The organism is Bradyrhizobium barranii subsp. barranii, assembly GCF_017565645.3.
Taxonomy (GTDB): domain Bacteria; phylum Pseudomonadota; class Alphaproteobacteria; order Rhizobiales; family Xanthobacteraceae; genus Bradyrhizobium; species Bradyrhizobium barranii.
The window spans coordinates 3,205,128-3,225,772 of the sequence record NZ_CP086136.1 but is presented as its reverse complement, the minus strand read 5'-3'; the positions used below and the strand labels follow the sequence as shown (position 1 = coordinate 3,225,772).

Annotated in this window: 18 protein-coding genes; 12 read left to right on the top strand and 6 right to left on the bottom strand. The window is 63.7% G+C overall.

Features of this window, described 5'->3' with window-relative positions:
* The first annotated feature begins 188 nt into the window (after positions 1-188).
* Entirely contained in the window at positions 189-860 is a 672-nt protein-coding gene (locus J4G43_RS15535; protein WP_208085308.1) for a hypothetical protein, read from the top strand.
* Complete coding sequence (locus J4G43_RS15530) at positions 857-1,126, top strand: HGGxSTG domain-containing protein (RefSeq protein WP_208085306.1); 270 nt, start codon at positions 857-859, stop codon at positions 1,124-1,126. Before J4G43_RS15535 ends, J4G43_RS15530 begins: the two co-directional genes overlap by 4 nt.
* Before the next feature lie 324 nt (positions 1,127-1,450).
* On the opposite strand, the gene acuR is transcribed toward J4G43_RS15530, so the two are convergent.
* From acuR to J4G43_RS15515, 3 genes are all read right to left on the bottom strand, one after another.
* On the bottom strand, positions 1,451-2,083 hold the full coding sequence (gene acuR / locus J4G43_RS15525; protein ID WP_085404513.1) for an acrylate utilization transcriptional regulator AcuR: 633 nt from the start codon (positions 2,081-2,083) through the stop codon (positions 1,451-1,453).
* Between the two features lie 127 nt (positions 2,084-2,210).
* A complete protein-coding gene (locus tag J4G43_RS15520) occupies positions 2,211-3,839 on the bottom strand; it encodes an alpha/beta hydrolase domain-containing protein (protein WP_208085304.1) in 1,629 nt (542 codons plus the stop codon).
* Positions 3,840-3,924: 85 nt separating this feature from the next.
* A complete protein-coding gene (locus J4G43_RS15515; RefSeq protein WP_085404515.1) occupies positions 3,925-4,443 on the bottom strand; it encodes a hypothetical protein in 519 nt (172 codons plus the stop codon).
* Positions 4,444-4,737: 294 nt separating this feature from the next.
* Here J4G43_RS15515 and J4G43_RS15510 point away from each other — a divergent pair, with 294 nt between their 5' ends.
* On the top strand, positions 4,738-5,325 hold the full coding sequence (locus J4G43_RS15510) for a LysR substrate-binding domain-containing protein (protein ID WP_244623191.1): 588 nt from the start codon (positions 4,738-4,740) through the stop codon (positions 5,323-5,325).
* Positions 5,326-5,498: 173 nt separating this feature from the next.
* On the opposite strand, the gene J4G43_RS15505 is transcribed toward J4G43_RS15510, so the two are convergent.
* The 3 genes from J4G43_RS15505 to J4G43_RS15495 all read right to left on the bottom strand — a co-directional run bounded on the left by J4G43_RS15505 (position 5,499) and on the right by J4G43_RS15495 (position 10,669).
* Positions 5,499-8,681 carry an efflux RND transporter permease subunit gene (locus J4G43_RS15505; RefSeq protein ID WP_208085301.1) on the bottom strand — a complete coding sequence of 1,061 codons (3,183 nt, stop codon included), beginning with the start codon at positions 8,679-8,681 and terminating at the stop codon, positions 5,499-5,501.
* A gap of 1 nt (position 8,682) precedes the next feature.
* Positions 8,683-9,891 (bottom strand): efflux RND transporter periplasmic adaptor subunit, encoded by a 1,209-nt coding sequence (locus tag J4G43_RS15500; protein ID WP_208085300.1) that lies wholly within the window; start codon positions 9,889-9,891, stop codon positions 8,683-8,685.
* Between the two features lie 310 nt (positions 9,892-10,201).
* On the bottom strand, positions 10,202-10,669 hold the full coding sequence (locus J4G43_RS15495; protein ID WP_208085299.1) for a hypothetical protein: 468 nt from the start codon (positions 10,667-10,669) through the stop codon (positions 10,202-10,204).
* 58 nt (positions 10,670-10,727) lie between these two features.
* On the opposite strand from J4G43_RS15495, the gene J4G43_RS15490 reads away from it, so the two are divergent.
* From J4G43_RS15490 to J4G43_RS15455, 9 genes are all read left to right on the top strand, one after another.
* Entirely contained in the window at positions 10,728-11,972 is a 1,245-nt protein-coding gene (locus tag J4G43_RS15490) for an MFS transporter (protein ID WP_208085298.1), read from the top strand.
* A 258-nt stretch (positions 11,973-12,230) separates the two neighbouring features.
* Positions 12,231-12,734, top strand: a complete 504-nt coding sequence (locus tag J4G43_RS55140) for an outer membrane protein (protein WP_208085297.1) — start codon at positions 12,231-12,233, stop codon at positions 12,732-12,734.
* Positions 12,735-12,753: 19 nt separating this feature from the next.
* Entirely contained in the window at positions 12,754-12,993 is a 240-nt protein-coding gene (locus J4G43_RS55135; protein ID WP_208085296.1) for an outer membrane protein, read from the top strand.
* Positions 12,994-13,172: 179 nt separating this feature from the next.
* Positions 13,173-14,366 carry a M20/M25/M40 family metallo-hydrolase gene (locus tag J4G43_RS15480; RefSeq protein ID WP_208085295.1) on the top strand — a complete coding sequence of 398 codons (1,194 nt, stop codon included), beginning with the start codon at positions 13,173-13,175 and terminating at the stop codon, positions 14,364-14,366.
* Entirely contained in the window at positions 14,363-14,908 is a 546-nt protein-coding gene (locus J4G43_RS15475) for a hypothetical protein (protein WP_208085294.1), read from the top strand. The genes J4G43_RS15480 and J4G43_RS15475 overlap by 4 nt, the downstream gene beginning before the upstream one ends.
* 266 nt (positions 14,909-15,174) lie before the next feature.
* Positions 15,175-16,263, top strand: coding sequence for a mandelate racemase/muconate lactonizing enzyme family protein (locus J4G43_RS15470; protein WP_208085293.1), 1,089 nt, complete (start codon positions 15,175-15,177; stop codon positions 16,261-16,263).
* 301 nt (positions 16,264-16,564) lie between these two features.
* Positions 16,565-17,713, top strand: a complete 1,149-nt coding sequence (locus J4G43_RS15465) for an amidohydrolase (protein WP_085404523.1) — start codon at positions 16,565-16,567, stop codon at positions 17,711-17,713.
* A 293-nt stretch (positions 17,714-18,006) separates the two neighbouring features.
* Positions 18,007-19,434, top strand: a complete 1,428-nt coding sequence (locus J4G43_RS15460; protein WP_208085292.1) for a sodium:solute symporter family protein — start codon at positions 18,007-18,009, stop codon at positions 19,432-19,434.
* Positions 19,431-20,645: a sialidase family protein gene (locus tag J4G43_RS15455; RefSeq protein WP_208085291.1), complete on the top strand. Its 1,215-nt coding sequence runs from the start codon at positions 19,431-19,433 to the stop codon at positions 20,643-20,645. The genes J4G43_RS15460 and J4G43_RS15455 overlap by 4 nt, the downstream gene beginning before the upstream one ends.

Genomic DNA, 20,645 nt, shown 5'->3' with positions numbered 1-20,645 from the left:
ATTTGACACGTCGGGCAAAACACCGGCATGATGGCATCATCGCAACAATCGCCAGCGTCCACGCCGCCCGCTCCACGGCCGCCTCGCCGCGATCGCGCGCAAGCCTCTCATCGACATCTCAAAATTCGTAGCCGCGCGCAGCACGCGAGCGGTCGTTCGCGCACCTGCGCCGGTAAAGGACACGACACATGACGACATCCCCCGATCGCCACACCACGCCGCCGGTTGCGGCAAACGATCGCAGCGACCCGGCTGCGAGCCCGCGCGTCAAACTCTACAGGCGGCGCATTGCCATCGATCATCCCGACCCGAGAACCGGCGAACGGCTGCTAGCCGACGCGCTCGGTGCCGTCGACCGTGACGCGTTGCAAGGCATCCTGAAGCAATTGGTGAAGGCCAGCGTGACTGCGCAGAAGCCGGACGAGGCCAATCTCGCCTTCATGATCTCGATGATGAAGAGCATCGCGCCGAGGGACTCCATCGAGGCCATGCTGGCGGCACAGATGGTCTCCATTCACGTCCTGGCGATGCGCTGCGCCCATCGCCTCGCCTTCGCTGACGACATCCCGCGGCAGGACAGCGCCTCACGCGCGCTCGCCAAGCTGGCGCGAATCTTTCCGGCCCAGGTCGAGGCGCTCAACCGGTACCGCAACAATGGCGAGCGGGCGATCACGGTGGAGAGTCTGACGGTGCAGGATGGCGCAGGAGCCATCGCGAGCCACCCCGTCCAGCACACGGGCATGATCGTAACGGAGCAAAGCGTCGCGGACACGCCGATGGGAGCAGGATCGGTCTCGCCTCACGAAGCCGGCGAAGGCGAACATGAACTGGTCGATGCCGCACAAGGTGCCACCGCATGAGCGGCGATCACCCCCGCATCATGGCTGCGATGCTGGCGAGTCCACGCTGCGGCGCCAGGACACGCAGCGGCAGCGCCTGCCTCGCGCCGGCGGTGCACGGCAAGACCCGCTGCCGCATGCATGGCAGCGCCGCGAGATCAGGCGCACCGAAGGGAAATCAAAATGCGCGGAAGCATGGGCTATTCACGCAGGACCGGATCGCAGAACGAAGGGCGATACGGGCGTTGCTGGGCGAGACGCGGAAGCTGCTGCAGGAGCTGGGCTAGGCCGTGTGCCCATAAACCCCGCGGCGTGATGCGAAGGCTACGTCTGCGTTGCCCCAATAGCGACCAGGTTCGTGCGGCAAGGCAAGAGGTCGCGATGGGCCAGAAGGCGACATTTATTCAGATCAACTCGGGGATGCACTTGCAAAACCAAGAATCGCAACCTTAGCGCCGTTTGCCACGAGCATGAGATCGATCAGCTCAACGGGATGCTCTAGATCGGCAGGCTCTCGCGGCCGAGCGCGAGCGGCTGATCAAGTCGGTTGAAATGATAGCGCGGAGATAGTGTGGTGGATTGTGCCTTCGGCCATCTACACGAAAAACGACTCATTCACCGAGGAGCTTGAAAAAGCCCTTCGAGAAGGAATGAAGCGGTTCGGAACGGCGTTCGAGTTTGGCGCGAAGAACCGCGCCCTCCCAACCGATCCAGAAGAACTCGGCAAGCCAGTCGCAATCTTGGTTGGAAGAGATTGCACCAGTAGCCTGGGCAGCTCTCAAGCACTTGGCAGTGCGCTGCTGCCAGTCGATGAACACATCGAACAGCTGCTGGCGAAATGATTGTGGAAGTACGCTCATCTCCTGCCCAAGATTGCCCACCAAACAGCCTCGCGCATAACGGAAGCGCTTCATGGCGGACGTAGCATCGTCGGTAAAACTTCTGAGCCTTTCGAGCGGGGAATGCTGCTCGTTCAGGAAGAAGCTGTCGAGCTTTCGCGAAAAGTAGCCAGCGTAGCTGTCGATCAGCTCCGCTCCAAATGCCTCTTTGCTCGGAAAGTAGTGGTAGAACGACCCCTTTGGCACGTCGACGCTCCGCAAGACTTCCTCGATCCCCGTCGCGGAATAGCCCTTCTCCGTCAGCATAACGACACCTGCACGGACAAGCGCGTCACGGGTCGCGCTGGTGCCGGCAAGTTCCTTAGGAGGTCGCCCGCGACGGCGGCGAGGCAGCGTCTTGCTCATGCAAATCGTAATAGACCGATCGTCTAGAAGAAGCAAACTGCCCGTGATGCGGCGTTCTGCAGGTGGCGGAAACCCTCTCACTCCATCCACCAGTTCGGTGGTAGGCCTAGGCTCCGGCTTGGCTCACTCAACGTGGCTCGGCATTCGTTGGTGCGGGCGCGAACAGGTTAGTCGACGCGGCTTCCTGAACGATCACTGCCGCGTCTTCCGGCAGCAGAAACCCACGCGCTAGCAGATCCTGGGCGGCGATCCGGATCCGGTTCACGTAATCGTCGCGGCCGTGATAGCGCTCTTCGATCGACGGGCGGGCGTCACCGGTACGCTCTCGTTCCGCTTTCGTCGCTGCGAATGGCGAGAAGGACCCGATCAGCATGCAGGTGAATGTCTGCGGCTGGTTCTGGGCGCCATTGGTGCCGGTCGGCACCGCGACATCCGGCAGCCGCACGCCGCCGAGCGCATTGCCGTCCTGATCGCGCTTTGGCACTTGTATCACTGCGGCGGAAAGCCGAGTCGGGGCGCGCAGCGCAGGTGGCTCGCCGCCCGCGGCTTCAAGCGACATCAGCTCGCTGGCGGGCGGCTTGGTGCCGCGGCTTACCCAGGCATCAAGGTGCAGCAGGAGGGCCCGCGACAGCGGCGACCAATCGAGGCGGCCTGGCGTCAGTGTGCAGGCCGGTGCCTTGGGGGCGGGTATATGCGGGCCTCCCGCGATATCGTACATCCGCACATTGGCGGGCAGTGGCTGATCCGCGGTTCCGGACGCGCCCGTGCGGCCAAGCGAAGCGCGCAGCGAATAGTAGTCCGTGGTGGAGCTCACGAGTATCATCCTCGGAGGCACCTCGCCGCGCGCCTCGACCTTGGCCGTGATCTCCCCGATCGTGAGCGGTCCGTCATTCACGCCGGGAAAATCCGGGTTGTCGAATGTTGGAGCCCCCTCGGCGCTCGACATTGGTCCAAGGCCCGTCTGCAGGATCGGTAGAAGGCCAGCGGCCGAGACGAACACATGCATTCCGTCGAAGACGCGCCGGTTGCCCATCATGTTGAAGCCGTTCAGGAGAAAGGTCTTCAGGAATCGTCCATCCTGCGACCTGCCGCTCGCGAGCACGCGGTTGATCGCTCCCTTGAGCGGGTTGGGCGTTCCACCCTTGTCAGAAGCTGCATGCGCGAAGAAATCCGCGGCATCGCGGACGATCGCAAAGCCCACTCCCTCGACGAACCGTGTCTTGCCATCGGCGTCAGCGAACGAAGGCAGGTCCGCACTCTGTCCAAGCTCCCAAAATACCTCCGCAACCGCGAAACCATGGTCTTGAAGAAAGCCGGTGCCCTGCTCCAGCGTGCCCGGGAGAAACCGCACGTCGCGTGGCGAGTTGTAGATCGCCTCGGCCCAGACTTGCCCGCGGTTGGGTACGTCTACCAGCAACGCGCCGTTTTCCCCGCGCGGAGCCGCCGGCATCATGAGAATGACCTTCGCCGCGTAGTCGACGCGCCCGCGTTCATTGCGCGGCGCCTTGTTGATCCCAGGGATGGCTTCTTGCGGCGATAGGTCGCCGCGGATCTTGCCCTGCCAGATCACATAGTCGCCGGCGCGAAATGTGCCGTAAGGCTGCTTCGACGTGAACTCGATCCGGGTAACTTCTGCGCTCACTGGCCGCGCCGTAGAGATCAGGCTGAACACGCAAAACAAGAACATCACAATTCGCCCGTTTCGACGGTGCGGCATGAGAATTCTCCATAGGGGATAGCGGCTGGTTTCGAGCATTTTTTGATCACGACACGCCGTATCAGAACGGACATGATGGACCGGCAACTTTTTCACCGGTCCATCGCCTATGGCGAAGGCCTTCTCACTCCATCCAATAGTCGATGTCCGTCTGATTTGCATTGGTGCCGGCCTTCGGCTCGGACGGGCCATGACTGCTGATGATGCCACGCATTCTGGCGAGGCTACCCGTGCCACCGGTAATGACGCCCGATGTCATGTTCGTAAGTTTCCCATCTCCACTGCTTTGAGCGACCAGAGATGTCCTGACAAAAAACTTCTCCCCGTTCTCCAGTATCCAAACGTTGTAGATGAGAGCCGGACCGTTGTTGTCGATGTAGTCCGACATGCCGCGTGTCCACTGCTCCTTCAACCTCGATCCGTTGATAAGGGGGGCATCGTCACCATAGGTCCGCCGAATTTCGAAGAGCCGAGCTTGATGTCCCGGAATGTCGCCAACGTCGATGACGTGTTGTTGGGTGTATACCGTCTGAGTTGCCGGCGTATCATAGCTGACGTGGTGCTTTTGCTGCGCAATGGCCACCGGCGCGGTTAGAGCCATTGCGAGAGTGATCATCATTCCAAGCGCGATACTGCGAAACATGCGTGACCTCTCATGCTGAAATCCACCCAACCATGAAGATATGGTCGGACGATGTTTGTTGAAGATTCCCTCATCAACCAGTCAGCGCTCGGTAGCGACCGAGCCCCAACCAAAGCTGATTTCACCGCGCTTTTCCGAGGTGCCATAAATTAGACCGATCGTCTCGTATTCGGCTTGGCTGCAAGCGATTTCGCCCATCAATCTTTTTTGACAGCGCTTTGTCGGACAAGGCCGACGGAGCGCTCCATTCGCGCCGCGCAGAGGGCTGCGCGGGGTCAAATCGGTTCGCTGCGGGTGGGCTTTACCAACTCGGCACCATTTAATCCCGTTGTTACCTCGACAATCCGATCGTTTCGCCGAGCTTATCCCGATGTGGATCTGACGTTGGAGGAAGCAAGCACATCCCGCCTCCTTGCGGGCCTTCGGGAAGGAGAGCGGGACGCGGTGTTCCTGCGCCCCGATGAGGGCGAGGACGATCTACAGTTTCGGCGTCTCTCCAACGAGCCGATGCTCGTCGTATTGCCCGCAAGCCATCCGGTGGCGAAGTCGACTGAAATCGATCTTATCAGGCTGAAGGGGGATCCGCTCATTCTGACGCCGCGCGGATCGGCCTGGGTTGACACAGTCATCGCGGCCTGTCGGCGGGCGGGCTTCGAGCCGACCCTCGGGCAGTCCGCGCCGCAGATCAGCTCTGTCGTCAGCCTGGTGGCAGCTGAGCTTGGCTTTTCGCTCGTGCCGGCGTCAATGCGCCAGCTTCATGTAACCGGCGTCACCTATCGTGAGGTCAAAGGGATCGCTCCAATCGTGCGCTTGGCTCTGGCGTTCCGGCGTGGCGAGACCTCGAAGATCGTCCGCAACTTCATTGCCCAGGCGGTGGCGTGAAGCAGGGGGAGACTGTCAGACGGAAGCTGAAATGCTGATCGTCAAACGGTCCGACAATCACGAAAATCAGGTACAACCAGTCCGAATTTGCGCATGGTTAGCCGCCGCGCGTTGGCCATGCATACATGAGCCAGATCGCCGCGCTCGCCGTCGTCGGCGCGGATGTCAAACAGTCATTCTGCCGCAAAGACCCTTGATTTCTTCGGGTCCAGCTTTTCGACGACGTCCAGATCGCCGTCGTCGACAACGTCCTCTTCCTGAGGATCGCTTCCTGCGTGTGGTTTCGGACTGAACCATTGCGAGACACGGTCCAGATAAAGATAGACAACCGGCGTGGTGAAGAGCGTCAGGACCTGGCTGACCAAGAGACCGCCGACCATGGCGTAGCCGAGCGGTTGACGCAGCTCCGAGCCGGTGCCGTGGCCGAGCATCAGCGGCACGCCGCCGAGCACCGCCGCCATCGTGGTCATCAGAATCGGACGGAAGCGCAGCAGGCATGCCCTTCGAATGGCCTCAACCGGCGACAGGCCCTGATCCCGCTCCGCAGCGATCGCGAAGTCGACCAGCATGATGCCGTTCTTCTTGACGATGCCGATCAGCAGGACGAGGCCGATCAACCCGATCAGGCTGAAGTCGAAATGGAAGATGAGGAGCGTCGCCAGAGCGCCGACACCGGCCGACGGCAGGGTCGACAGAATCGTCAAGGGGTGAATGTAGCTCTCGTAGAGCACGCCGAGAATGAGATAGACCACGATCAGCGCCGCCACGATTAGCAAAGGCACGGAGGAGAGAGACTCCTGGAACGCCTTCGCCGTGCCTGCGAAAGTCGAGGTGATCGCGGCCGGCACGTTCATCTGCTGTTCCATCGCGTCGATCGCCTGCGTCGCCTGGCCGAGCGCGACGTTGGGCGCGAGGTTGAAGGAGATCGTCACCGCGGGAAACTGGCCCTGATGGTTGATGGCCAGAGGCCGGACCGGAGCCGTGGTCCACTTGGTGAACGCCGACAGCGGCACCTCGCCTCCCGTCGTCGGGGAACGGAGGTAGATCTGCTCCAGCGTGGACGGATTCTTCTGCAGCGAGGGCAGCACCTCGAGGACGACATAGTAGGTGGACAATTGGGTGAAATATGTCGCGATCTCCCGCTGCCCGAATGCGTCATACAGGGTCGCGTCGATCACGTCGGGCGTGATCCCGAAACGCGCGGCCTGGTTGCGGTCGATCGACAGCGTCAGCGTCGTGCCCGACGTCTGCTGGTCGGACGCGACGTCGCGAAGCTCGGGCATCTCCTTCATCTTCGCGAGCAGCTTCGGGGCCCATGCGTTGAGCTGGTCCATGTCGGTCGACTGCAGGGTGAACTGAAATTGCGTCCGGGACGCCCGGCCGCCGACACGTACGTCCTGCGCCGACTGGAGATAGAGCCGCGCGCCCTGGACCTTCGCCGTCTGGACCTGCAGACGACGGATGACCTGGTCGGCCGAGTCGGTGCGTTCATCCCGCGGCTTCAACGTAATGTACATCGTGCCGTCGTTGAGCGTATTGCCGCTTCCGCCCATCCGCATCGCCATGTGGTCGATCGCCGGATCCTTCAGCACGATCGCGCCGATCTCCTGCATGTGCTTCGCCATATCGGCGATCGACACGTCCTGCGACGTTTCGACGATTCCGGTGATCAGCCCGGTATCCTGCTGCGGAAAGAACCCTTTGGGGATGATCACGAAGAGATAGACCGTCAGCGCGATCGTCGCGAAGAACACCATCAAGGTGATGAAGCGGAAACGCAGCACGAGGTCGAGGCCTCGCTCGTAGCCGTTCACGAGGGCCTGGAACATCCGCTCGCTGAGCATATAGAGCCTGCCGTGATGCTCCTCGTCGTGCGATTTGAGGAAGCGCGACGCCATCATCGGCGTCAACGTCAGCGATACCAGGGCCGACACGGCGATCGTCATCGCGAGCGTCACCGAAAATTCGCGGAACAGGCGGCCGATAATCCCGCTCATCAGCAATAGCGGAATCAAGACCGCGATCAGCGAAACGGAGATCGAGATGATCGTGAAGCCGATTTCGCTGGCGCCCTTGAGCGCGGCGGCCATCGGCGTCTCGCCCTCCTCGATGTAGCGGGTGATGTTCTCCAGCATCACGATTGCATCGTCGACCACGAAGCCGACCGCGATGGTGAGAGCCATCAGTGACAGATTGTCGAGGCTGTAGCCGGCTATCCACATCAGCGCGCAGGCGCCCAGCAACGCAAGCGGCACCGTGATCGACGGAATAATAGTGGCCCAGACGCTGCGCAGGAAGACGAAGATCACCATCACGACGAGGCCGATCGTCAGCAGCAGCGTGAACTGCACGTCCTTCACCGCCGCGCGGATCGTCTGCGTGCGGTCCGACAGCACCGAGACCTTGATGGCCGGCGAGATACCGGCCTGCAGATGCGGAAGCTGTTTCATGACGCTGTCGACGGTGTCGATGACGTTGGCGCCCGGCTGCTTGAAGATGACCAGGAAGACGCCGGGCTTGCCGTCAACCCAGCCGTATTGGGTATTGTCCAGCGGTGCACTCACGGCATGGCCGATGTCGCCGACACGGACGGGACTGCCGTTCCGATAGGCGATGACGATGTCGTTCCAGGCCTCGGCCTTGGTGAACTGGTCGTTGGCATAGACGGTGTAGGTGCGGGTGTCGCCGTTGAGGGTTCCCTTGGGATTGTTGACGGTGATCACAGAGAGCGGGGTGCGCACGTCCTCCAGCGACAGGCCCTTGGCCACCAGCTTGGCGGGATCGATCTGGACACGGATCGACGGCGCCTGCTGTCCACCGACACTGACCTGGCCGACGCCGCTGATATGGCTGATCGCCTGCGCGAGCTTGGTGTAGGTCTCGTCGGACACCTGCGTCATCGGCAGCGTCGTCGATGTGGCACCGAGCGTGAGAATGGGTGAGTCGGCCGGATTGACCTTTCTGTAGGTCGGCGGGGTCGGCATGTTCTTGGGCAATTGCCCGCTCGCGGCATTGATGGCGGCGAGCACGTCGGAGCCGGCGCCATCGATGTTGCGCGAGAGATCGAACTGCAGAACGATCTGGGTCGAACTGGTCTGGCTCTGCGACGTCATCTCCGAGACGCCGGGAATGAGCGCAAACTGCGATTCGAGCGGTTGCGCCACCGAAGAAGCCATCGTTTCCGGATCCGCGCCGGGAAGGTTGGCGGAGACCTGGATGGTGGGGAAGTCGACTTCCGGCAGCGGCGCCACCGGCAATTGCGGATAGGCGATGATCCCGACGAAGACGATGCCGACCATCAGCAGCGACGTCGCGATGGGGAGGCGAATGAAGGGAGCCGAGATACCGCCAGCCATGTCAGTCAGCCGATCCGGTCTTGACCTGGGTGGCACTGGCGCTCGCATCCGCCGTCGGCGCGGCCTGCGGCTTGTCGTCGACCAGCGCGCCATCGAACAGGCGCGACTGCCCGGCCACGACGATCCTGTCTCCGACGTTCAGCCCTTCGGAGACCACGGCATTCGCGTCGCCACTCTGGCTGACCTTGATCGGCCTCGCGCTGACCTTGCCATTGTCGCCTATCATGTAGGCGAACAGACCCGACGGCCCGTGCTGCACGCCATCCTGCGGCACGACGATGACGTCCTTGCGCGTATCGATCAGCATCCGCGTAGTGACCGACAGGCCGGGCCACAGCGCATTGTCCTTGTTGTCGAAGCGCGCTTTCAGGCTGATGGTCCCGGTGGCCTGGTTCACCGAATTGTCCATGACCACGAGCCTGCCTTGCGACAGTGTCCTGGTTCCGTCCGAGGTCAGCGCCTCGACGGGCACCTCGCCGGCGTCAAAGGCCTTGTCGATGGCCTGCAATTGCTCTTCAGGCTCCGTGAACTGCACGGCGATCGGCTGAAGCTGGGCGATGGTGACGATCCCCGTCGTATCCGCGGCATGCACGATGTTGCCGGGGTCAACCAGCCGGAAACCCGTTCGTCCGCTGATCGGCGCCTTGATCGAGGTGTAGCCGAGATTGGTCTGCGCATTGTCGATGGCGGCCTCGTCGCCCTTCACCTGCGCGATCATCTGATCGACCAGGGCCTGCTGGGTATCGAGATTTTGCTGGGTCTCGAATTGCTGCTTCGCGAGCTTCTGAAAGCGCTCCAGGTTCAACCGGTCGTTCCTCAGATTGGCCTCGTCCTGGGCCTTCTTCGCCACCGCCTGCTCGAGAGCCGCGGTAAAGGGGCGTTGATCGATCTCCAGAAGTGGATCGCCCTCCTTCACCATCTGCCCCTGTTTGAAGAACACCTTGATGATCTGACCGTCGACGCGGCTCTTGACCGTCACCGTCTTGAACGGCGAGACGACTCCGAGACCGTAGGCGCGCACGGGAAAGTCGGCCTTCTTCACTACGAACGAGGTGACGGGAATCTTCGCCGCGGCCTGACTGGCAGCGCTTTGGGCGGCCGCTGCGGCTGGCTTGACGCCCCCGAGGAGCTCATACCATACGCCATAGGCCACCGCGGCTATTGCAAGGATTCCAAACAGCGCAACGCTGAGCTTCGGTCGCGTTGACAAATTGATGGCCCTCTAACTGTTTGTACCTGCCTACGGGTGACCCGACTGATTGCAGGTGAAACCGCCGCCTCTGATTGGAAGTATCGCGGACAAAATCCCAGCGTCAAAATGACGATCGCGTGCGAAAATCTGTACAAATTTTCATGTTCGCTCGCCGCAAAACGCAGTCGCTCGATCAAAGCCGTCCAACGAAGGAGAGGCAGAAACAAACAGAAACGAAATGGAGAGACGTGAGAGGTCACCGCGGCATCACGCTGAATTGCGCCAGCGCTCGCGAATTTCAGGATCGCTCGCCTCAAGTCAGGCCTTATCATTGAAACTCAGCAAGCGCTGCTTGATGGGAACGAGGCGCGGGATGAAGGCTGATCAACCGAACCACCAGGGAAATGTCGTACCGTTTCGAACGCGATCGGGAGGCGGCAGAGATCCGGTCGATGATGCACGGCCCGACAACATCTTGCGCATGCTCGACCTCTCGAAGTTCGAACACCATCGCGCCACTGTCGAGAGCCGCCCCAGCATGCGTTCCAACATCGCGGCAATGGTTCTGCTCGGGCTTCTCGTATTCATTGCAACAGAGGACTTTTCCAGGCTCGAGCAATCGAACCTTTGCTTCGATAAATCGGAATGCAAGAATTGAACAGCGTTCGTCATCAACTGACGACGTAACGACGAATCGCAGTTTCAGCGGCAGGCGTGTCGGCCAACCGGCGTTCGCACGGATGTCAGCGATGTCCGGCTTGCCTTCAACGAGGAACGAAGGTCCGGAAGACCCCATTGGCACCGTCCCGCCAATCGTGTAACTCGGCCGAAACCCTCGCCGGGACGGGACGCTGATGAGTGCGGTTGCCACTGATAACGCGGGAGATGGCACCCGCGCGCTGATCTTTGCGCTGCTTGCGCTCGCCTGCGGGCACATGCTCTCGACCCTGCTGCGCACGATTCCCGCCGTCAGCCTCGACCTGATGGCGGCGGATTTCCACATCGAGCCGCAGGCGCTGGCGAGCCTCACCTCGGTCTATCCCTTTGCCTTTGCCGCCGCGCAGATTCCGGTCGGCGCGGCGATGGATCGCTTTGGCGTGCGGCCGGTGTCGCTGAGCCTGCTTGCGGGAACCGTGATCGGCGCCATCGCGTCGGGATTCGCGACGGGGCCGGAAAGTTTTGCGGTCGGGCAGGTGATGCTCGGCATCGCGACATCAGGCATGCTGATGTGCCCAATGACGCTGGCGGCCAAGCAATTGTCGGCGGCGCGGTTCGGGCTGTGGTCCGGCGCGATCCTCTCGATCGGCAATATCGGCATGCTGCTGTCGTCGAGCCCGCTCGCCTTCGTGGTCGATCACTACGGCTGGCGCGCCGGATTCTGGATCTCGGCGCTCGGCGGCGTCCTCGTCGCGCTCGCGGTGTTCGTGCTGGTGCCGAGGCAGCCGGCCGAGCACAAGGACGAGTCCTCGCCGCTGTCGCAGATGATCGAGGTGCTCAGGCTCGGACTCTCGCGCCCCCTGCGTGGCCTGATCGCGCTGGCGCTGGTGTCGCTCGCGACCTCGCTGGTGCTGCGCGGCCTGTGGGGCGGACCTTGGCTGATGGAGATCAAGGGACTGACGCGGGTCGAGGCCGGCAACCAGCTCGGCGCGTTCACGCTGGCGATGATCGCAGGTCCCCTGTGCATCGGCATGATCGACCGCAGGCTCAGTCGCCGCCGCGAGCTGGTGGCGGGCACGCATATGGTCGGCGCGCTGCTGCTGGCGCTGATGGCGCTGGGGGCGCCGCATTATGCAGTCGCGATCCTGTTCGGCGTTCCCGTGATGCCGCCACAATATGATCTCGTGCTGTTCGTGCTCATCGGCCTTGCGACCTCCGCCCAGCCGCTGCTGTTCGGCATGTCGCGGCAGCTGGTCGATGCGCAAACCGCGGGCAAGGCGCTCGCGGCGATCAACCTCGCCTTCTTCCTCGGCGCCGCCCTGATGCAGTCGATGACAGGCGCGGTGGCGGCATTCGCGGGGCTGCCGGCGGTGCTGCTGTTCATGGCGGCGGCGCTACTTCTGGGCGCGCTGATCTTCCTGGCCTATACGCGCACTGCGTGAAGCAGCCTCGTACAACAGCGTGGCGCAGGGGATGCTCCCGATTCTTCCTGTCGCGCCAGCCTCTGTGAAAAGTCGCAACCTGCAGTGGCCGTTATTTCCACTGTGACCCGGTGGTTACAGCCGCCGCGTGACTCGCCGGATACTGTGACCCGATCGCGAAGTCGGACAACTCACCAGATGAAGTCGCTGGCCTGTGCGATGCCGACACGCACGATGCGCCTCAGGCGCCATTGCCGTTAGTTGAAGGAAGATCCTCGCATGACCACCAAAACCCTTTTCAGCGCCATTGCGCTGGCCGTTTCGACGTTGACCTCGGCCATGGCGGCGGACGTGTCGATGCCGTACAAGGCGGCGCCTGCGGCCCCGGCCTTCTCCTGGACCGGTTGCTATGTCGGCGGCAATGGCGGCGGTGGCCGCGGGGTCAACGAGCAGCAGCCCATCGTCGGGCAAGCATTCACCGCCAATCACAACAGCGGCTGGCTCGCCGGTGTGCAGGGCGGCTGCGACTATCAGGTCGGCTCCCTCGTGGTCGGCCTCGAAGGCCAGTTCGACTGGGCCGATATGAAGGACACCAGCACGACACTGATTCCGGGCGGCGCCGCCGGCTTCCTGCTGACGACCCAGCTCGATCGCGTCGCCACCGCGACCGGCCGCATCGGCTACGCCTTCGATCGCGTGCTGTTTTACGCCAAGGGCGGCGCCGCCTTCGCCCACTTCAATTATCAGATGACGCAGACCGATTTCTGCCGCCTTCTCGGTTGATTTCAAGGGGTCGCGCGATGTGACGGGATTCGTCGTCGGCGCCGGCCTCGAATATGCGCTGCTGCCAAACCTGTCGTTGAAGGCCGAATACAATTATTTCGACTTTGGAACGAACGGCTACACCCTGAACTGCACCAGCAGTCCCGGATGTGCTACTCCCTTCTTCCCGGCCACCGTCCGGCAGAACATGCAAACCGTCATGCTGGGCGTGAATTGGCGATTCAATTCTGCCCTCACCCCGCTCGTCGCGCGATACTGATTTTTGTGCCGAAAGCGTCGGCGGCGCGTCGTGTTCGGCGCGCCGCCGCCAGCAACCGCCGTGGCTTTGATGCGGTCGTCCCCGCCCCGCCCTAAAACTCACCGGACTGTCCGAGAGGCCTTGCGAAACACGGCGCAGCGAAGGATGCTGACGCGTACCGTGCATCAAAGGACCACCTCATGCCTGTCGACACCAAAGCCGCCACCGACCGCCTCATGCGCTTCCTCGCCGTCGAGGGCGTCACCGGACAGGAGGCGGCGATCGGGCGTGAGCTCACCGCCGCGCTAAAGGAGAGCGGCGTGCCGGCGAAGGCGATCCGGCTCGACGACGCCAACACCCGCATTCCCGTGCCGACCGAGACCGGCAACCTCATCGTCGACCTGCCCGGCCGCGGCGCGCTGCACAACCAGCCGCGCATCATGTTCATGACCCACATGGACACCGTGCCGCTGTGTGCCGGCGCCAAGCCGAAGAAGTCCGGCCGCAAGATCGTCAACGAGGCCAAGACCGCACTCGGCGGCGACAACCGCTGCGGCTGCGGCGTGCTGGTGACGCTGGCCGCCGAGCTCGCCAAGCAGAAGCTCGATCATCCCCCGATCACGCTGCTGTTCTGCGTGCGCGAAGAGAGCGGGCTCTACGGCGCGCGCCACGTCAAGCTCGACGAGCTCGGCTCGCCGGCGATGGCCTTCAATTATGACGGCGGCTCGGCCTCCAACGTCATCATCGGCGCCGTCGGCGCGGACCGCTGGAATGTCGAGATCTTCGGCCGCGCCTCGCATGCGGGCGTCGCACCGGAGCGCGGCATCTCCTCGACCATGATCATGGCGCTCGCGCTCGCGGACGTGAAGGCCGGCGGCTGGTTCGGCAAGGTCGTGAAGGGCAAGAGCCAAGGCACCAGCAATGTCGGCCCCGTCACCGGCGGCGAGGGCCGCCCGGCGGGCGATGCCACCAACGTCGTCACCGACTACGTCCATGTGCGCGGCGAGAGCCGCAGCCACGACGGCAAATTCTTCAAGGAGATCACCAAGGCCTACAAGGCCGCGTTCGAGAAGGCCGCCAAGAAGGTGACGAACGCGCAAGGCAAGTCCGGCAAGGTCAAGTTCAAGGCCGAGACCGACTATTTTCCGTTCCGCATGAAGGACAATCTCCCCGTCGTCAAACGCGCGGTCGAGGCGGTGTCCGCGATCGGCGGCACCCCGAACGTCCGCACCGCCAATGGCGGCCTCGATGCCAACTGGATGGTCCGCCACGGCGTTCCCACCGTGACCTTCGGTGCCGGCCAGAACGAGGCGCACACGATCGACGAGTGGATCAACCTCGACGAATACGACCGCGCCTGCGCGCTGGCCGTGCAGCTCGCGACAATGCGGTGAGGCGCGTGGTCCGGTTCGCGCTCGCGGGATTTGCGCTGCTGGCGCTTGCGAGCGCGGCCGGCGCGGAAGAGGACAACAGCGCCCTGCTGGTTGATCTGTTCGCAAGGATCTGCGCGCCCAAGCCGGCCAGGCCGAGCCAGGTCGAGCGCATCGCAGCGGGTCTGGGCTTTGTCAGTGACGGCAGCCCGATCACGGCCGAGATGGAGCGTGGAGCAAAAATCGACGTTCTCTACTCGGCCAAGCTGATCAGGCGGGGCGAGAGTCTCGGGAGCATGACGGCCTATTTCGCAGGTCCCGACGATGGTCCGAGCGTGACCTGCACCGTGTCGGCCGTCGGCATCTCGGCCGACGCGCTGCCCGGCCTGATCGAGACATCCTTGAAGGCCCGTGAGCGGACCGACAAGCCGTCCAACGACGACAATCATCGTCTGGCGAGCTGGCAAGTCGGCGCCGGCAGTGGCGACACGCTTGAGATGTCGATGTGGCGAACCTCGCCGTACCGGGCCTCGATCAGCATCAATTATTACGCCACCAAGCGCTGAGCGGGATCACCCGCGCCGGATCGATGATCCAGACCTGGAGCCGGTCTCGTAGGGTGGGCAAAGCGAAGCGCGCCCACCAGTGTCCGTTTGTCGCGCGATGGTGGGCACGTCGCTGCGCTCCTTTGCCCACCCTACGAACTGCCGCTCGGCGAACCGCGTCGCGACGACGCACCCGGCCGATACGGCGGCAGACCTGCCTCCCGCTCGAGGCGGATTGCCCGCACCGCGCGGCCGGCCTAGCCTGCAAGGAAAAGCAGGAAGGAAACATGGCACGCATCTCGACAATCGAGACCGGGTTCTACCGGATCCCTCTCCCCGTCACGCTGTCCGACTCCACGCATGGCGAGATCGCGGCATTCGAGCTGATCACCTGCCGCATCCGCGATGCCGACGGCGCGGAAGGCGTCGGCTACACCTACACGGTCGGGCGCAATGGCGGGGCGACTGCGGACATCCTCAAGCGCGAGATCCCGCCACTCGTCGAAGGACGCGAGGCCGACGACACCGAAGCGATCTGGCATCACGTCTGGTGGGGCCTGCATTATGGCGGGCGCGGCGGACCGGCGGTGCTGGCGCTGTCCGCGCTCGACATCGCGTTGTGGGACCTGAAGGCGCGGCGCGCGAAATTGCCGCTGTTCCACCTGCTCGGCGGCTTCGATGCGCACGTGCCCTGCTATGCCGGCGGCATCGACCTCGATCTCTCCGTCGAGGCGCTGCTCGCCCAGACCGACGGCAACCTCGCCAAGGGCTTTCGCGCCATCAAGATGAAGGTCGGCCGGCCCGATCTCAAATCCGACGTCGCGCGCGTCGCGGCCATGCGCAAACATCTCGGCGACGGCTTTCCGCTGATGGCGGACGCCAACATGAAATGGACGGTCGAGGACGCGATCCGCGCCGCCCGCGCCTTCGTCCCCTACGACCTCACCTGGCTCGAGGAGCCTGTTATCCCCGACGACGTCGCGGGCCATGCCCGCATCATGCAGGCCGGCGGCGTGCCGATCGCGGCCGGCGAGAATCTGCGCTCGCTGTGGGAGTTCAAGAACTACATCGTCGCCGGCGCGGTATCCTATCCCGAGCCTGACGTCACCAATTGCGGTGGCGTGAGTGCGTTCATGAAGATCGCGCGGCTGGCGGAGGCGTTCAATCTCCCGGTCACCAGCCACGGCGCGCACGACATCACGGTGCATCTGCTCGCGGCCTGCCCGAACCGCTCGTATCTGGAAGCGCATGGATTCGGGCTGGACAAGTATATCGAGCACCCGCTGGTGCTCGAGGACGGCAAGGCGCTGGCGCCGGACCGTCCGGGCCATGGCATCAGCTTCGACTGGAAAGGGCTGGCGAAGCTCTCGCCGTAGGGCAATTCGTCATGGCCGAAGCAAGACGTGGATGGCCGGGTCATAGGCGAGCGGAAGCGACGCCGTCCTTCGGACGGCTATGGCGAGCGGAAGCGACGCCGTCCTTCGGACGGCTATGGCGAGCGGAAGCGACGCCGTCCTTCGGACGGCTATGGCGAGCGGAAGCGACGCCGTCCTTCGGACGGCTATGCCCGGCCATGACGATGTTGCTGCACGCGAGACACTCGCAGGCGCTTGACGGGTCGGCTCAATATTCGGCTATGCTGGCATTAGCCGGCCCTCCTTACGAAAGATCCCCGCTTTGCCCCCCGAGCTGCACCAGAAACTGACCCAGTGGCGCCGGCATCTGCATGCGCACCCGGAACTGGGCCTCCACGAGAAGGCCACCTCGGCCTTCGTGCAGGAGAAGCTCACCGAGCTCGGCATTCCCTTCGAAGCGGGCATCGGCGGCCACGGCGTCGTTGCGACGCTGACGCGAGGGGCGGCGCAGGGCCGCGTCGGCCTGCGCGCCGACATGGATGCGCTGCCGATCACCGAGGACACCGGCCTGCCCTACGCCTCGACGACATCAGGCGTGATGCATGCCTGCGGTCATGACGGGCACACCGCCTCGCTGCTCGGCGCGGCCGCGCTGCTGGTGGCCGACACCGGCTGGAGCGGCACCGTCGACTTCATCTTCCAGCCGGCCGAGGAAGGACTTGGCGGCGCGCGCGCGATGGTCGGCGCCGGCCTGTTCGACCGCTTTCCGATGACGCGGGTGTTCGGCTTCCACAACTGGCCCGGGCTCGCAGCCGGCACCATTGCGGTCCACGACGGCGTCGTGATGGCCTCCGGCGGACGCGTCAGCATCACCATCGACGGCCATGCCGGACATGCCGGCATGCCGCATCTGACCCGCGATCCCGTCATGGCGGCGGGACACCTGATCGTGGCGCTGCAATCGGTCGTGTCGCGCAGCATCGATCCGCTCGACACCGCCGTGCTCTCGCTGTGCACGCTCGAAGGCGGCACGGCGCGCAACCAGATCGCAGGACGCGTCACCATCGGCGGCACGCTGCGGTATCATCGCGACGCGGTGAAGGACGTCATCCTGGCGCGGATCGGAGAGGTCTGCGCAGGCATTGCAACGACCTTCGGCGTCAAGGTCACGCCCGAAATCGTCATGGGCGTCGGCGTGGTGGTCAACACGCCTGCCGAGGCGGGCCTGGCGCGCCTTGCCGCGGAGAGGGTGCAGACCGAGGTGCGACGCGATCTCGCGCCGAGCATGGCCGGCGAGGATTTCGCCTTCTTCCTCAAGCAGTGCCCCGGCGCCTTCGCCTGGATCGGCAACGGTGAATTGCGCGACGGCGCCGAGCTGCACGGCCCGCGCTACGATTTCAACGACGCGATTTTGCCGGTCGCCTCGAGCTGGATGGCCGAGGTCGCCAAGGTGGCGCTGAAGTCGAACTGACCCCGGAACGGCAGGACCTCGGATTCCCTGCGCATGACGTCGGCCGTGCGCCGACCGTCCCGCCGCACTGTCCCACCGACACTTTTTCTTTGGCCTGCAACCCTTTGAACATGCAGCGGCGATGACTGCCCGACCGGGTGCGTTGCAGCACCGCACCGCTGCGCGCGCTTGACGCGGGACGTGCGGGCAGGAATAATGAAATTAAAGAACAATTGTTCGCATTCCGAACAAACTGCAGCGGGACCAAGCGGGCTCACAACACCGCATCCGCGCCACCAGAGGAAACGTCATCGATGCAAGCCATCCTCAATGGCGACAGCACGCTCATCGTCGCGATGATCGTCGCCTACATCGCCTTCACGTCCTGGCTCACGTTCAGGCTGCGCAGCAGGACCAGCGATCAGTTCATGACGGGCGCACGCGCGATGCCGGCGGTGGTCGTCGGCGTGCTGATGATGTCTGAATTCGTCGGCGCCAAATCGGCCGTCGGCACGGCGCAGGAAGCGTTTCAGTCGGGCATAGCGGCGGGGTGGGCCGTGCTCGGCGCCTCGATCGGCTTCCTGCTGTTCGGGTTCCTGATGGTGAAGAAGCTCTACAGTTCCGGCGAATACACCATCTCGGCGGCGATCGCGCAGAAATACGGCAAGTCCACCATGCTCACGGTGTCGGTGATCATGATCTACGCGCTGCTGCTCGTGAACGTCGGCAACTATGTGAGCGGCGCGGCCGCAATCGCCACCGCACTGCATGTCAGCATGCCCGTTGCGATGTGCATCATCGCCGTGGTCAGCACCTTCTACTACGTGTTCGGCGGGCTGAAGGGCGTCGCCTGGGTGACGATCCTGCACAGCGCCATCAAGGTCGTCGGTATCGTCATCATATTCTCGGTTGCGATGTCGCTGACCGGCGGCATCGCGCCGATCCAGGCCAAGCTGCCCGCCTATTACTTCAGCTGGGACGGCAAGATCGGCTTTGCGACCATCTTCGCCTGGACCTTTGGCACCGTCGGCGCGATCTTCTCGACCCAGTTCATCGTGCAGGCGATCTCATCGACGCCGAGCGCCGATGACGCGCGCAGGGCCACCTTCTATGCGGCGGCGTTCTGCCTGCCGCTCGGATTCCTGCTCGCCTTGATCGGCGTCGCCGCGAAATTCCTCTATCCCGACATGAACAGCCTCTACGCGCTGCCGGTGTTTTTGGAGAAGATGCCGCCGCTGGCCTCGGCTTTCGTGACGACCTCGCTCGTCGCCTCGATCTTCGTCAGCGTCTGCACGGTGGCGCTCGCGATCGACTCGCTGGTGGTCCGCGACTTCTACGTCCCCTACTGGAAGCCAACGCCGGAGCGGGAGCTGAAGATGACCCGCCTGTTCTCGGTGGCGATCGGCATTGCACCGCTGGTCTTCGTCTTCTTCATTCCTGAAATCCTCAAGCTGTCGTTCTTCACGCGCGCGCTGCGCCTGTCGATCACCATCATCGCGATGATGGGGTTCTATTTGCCGCTGTTTGCCAGCAACCGCGGCGCCACCGCGGGCCTGATCGGCGCGGCGATCTCGACGACGGCCTGGTACATGCTCGGAAACCCCTTCGGCATCGACAACATGTATGTCGCGGCCGCGACGCCGCTGGTGGTGATGGCGGTCGAGCGCCTGGTGATGGGCCGCGCTCCGGCCGCCGCCACGACGCCGCAGCCAAATGCATTGATGGAAAGGACTTCGACATGATCATCGCTACCGGGATCGTGACCACCGACATCGGGATCGCCGCCGATGGCGTCGTTCGCCCGGCCGCCGGCGATCCCGACCGGTCCGACGCTTTCATTCCCTCGCCTTGCGTGCAGAACCACGCCGCCAATCTGATGCCGCTCGCGAACGGCGATCTGGCTTGCGTCTGGTTCGGCGGCACGCAGGAGGGCATGTCGGACATCTCGGTCTATTTTTCGCGCCTGCCCCGCGGCGCGACGCAATGGTCTCCCGCCGAAAAGCTGTCCGACGACAAGGGACGTTCGGAGCAGAACCCGGTACTGTTTCCCGCACCTGACGGCACGCTGTGGCTGATGTGGACGGCGCAGCTGGCCGGAAACCAGGACACCGCGCTGATCCGCCGCCGCCTCTCCCGCGACAACGGCAGGAGCTGGGGCCCGATCGAGACGCTGTTTCCCGAGCAGCGCGGCCGCGGCACCTTCATCCGGCAGCCGATCGTCGTGCTCGACAATGGCGACTGGCTGCTGCCCATGTTCTATTGCCACAGCACGCCGGGACAGAAATGGAACGGCGACGAGGACACCAGCGCGGTGAAGATCTCGTCCGATTCCGGCGCGACCTGGCGCGACGTCGACGTCCCCGGCAGCCGCGGCTGCGTGCATATGTGCATCGCGCGCCTCGACGACGGCTCGCTGATTGCCCTTTACCGCAGCCGCTGGGCGGACAACATCTATCAGAGCCGGTCCACCGATCACGGCCGCACCTGGTCGGCGCCGGTCCAGACCGTGCTGCCCAACAACAACTCCTCGATCCAGGTCACGCGGCTTGGCAACGGTCATCTCGCGCTGGTCTTCAACGACTCCAGCGCCAGGGATGCGACCGGGCGCCGCCTCTCGCTCTATGACGAGATCGAGGACGATTTGCCGCCCGTGCTCGCCGGCGACGGCAAGACGACGGACGAACGCACCGCGTTCTGGGGCGCGCCGCGGGCGCCGATGACGCTGGCCGTCTCCGCCGACGGCGGGCGGACGTGGAGCAAACGCAACGTCGAGACCGGTGGCGGCTTTTGCATGACCAACAATTCACGCGATCAGACCAATCGCGAACTGTCCTATCCTTCGGTCAAGGAGACCGCCGACGGGGCGATCCACATGGCCTTCACCTTCCATCGCCGCGCGATCAAATATGTGCGCGTGACCGAGCCATGGGTGAAGCGCGCCACGCGGGGCTGA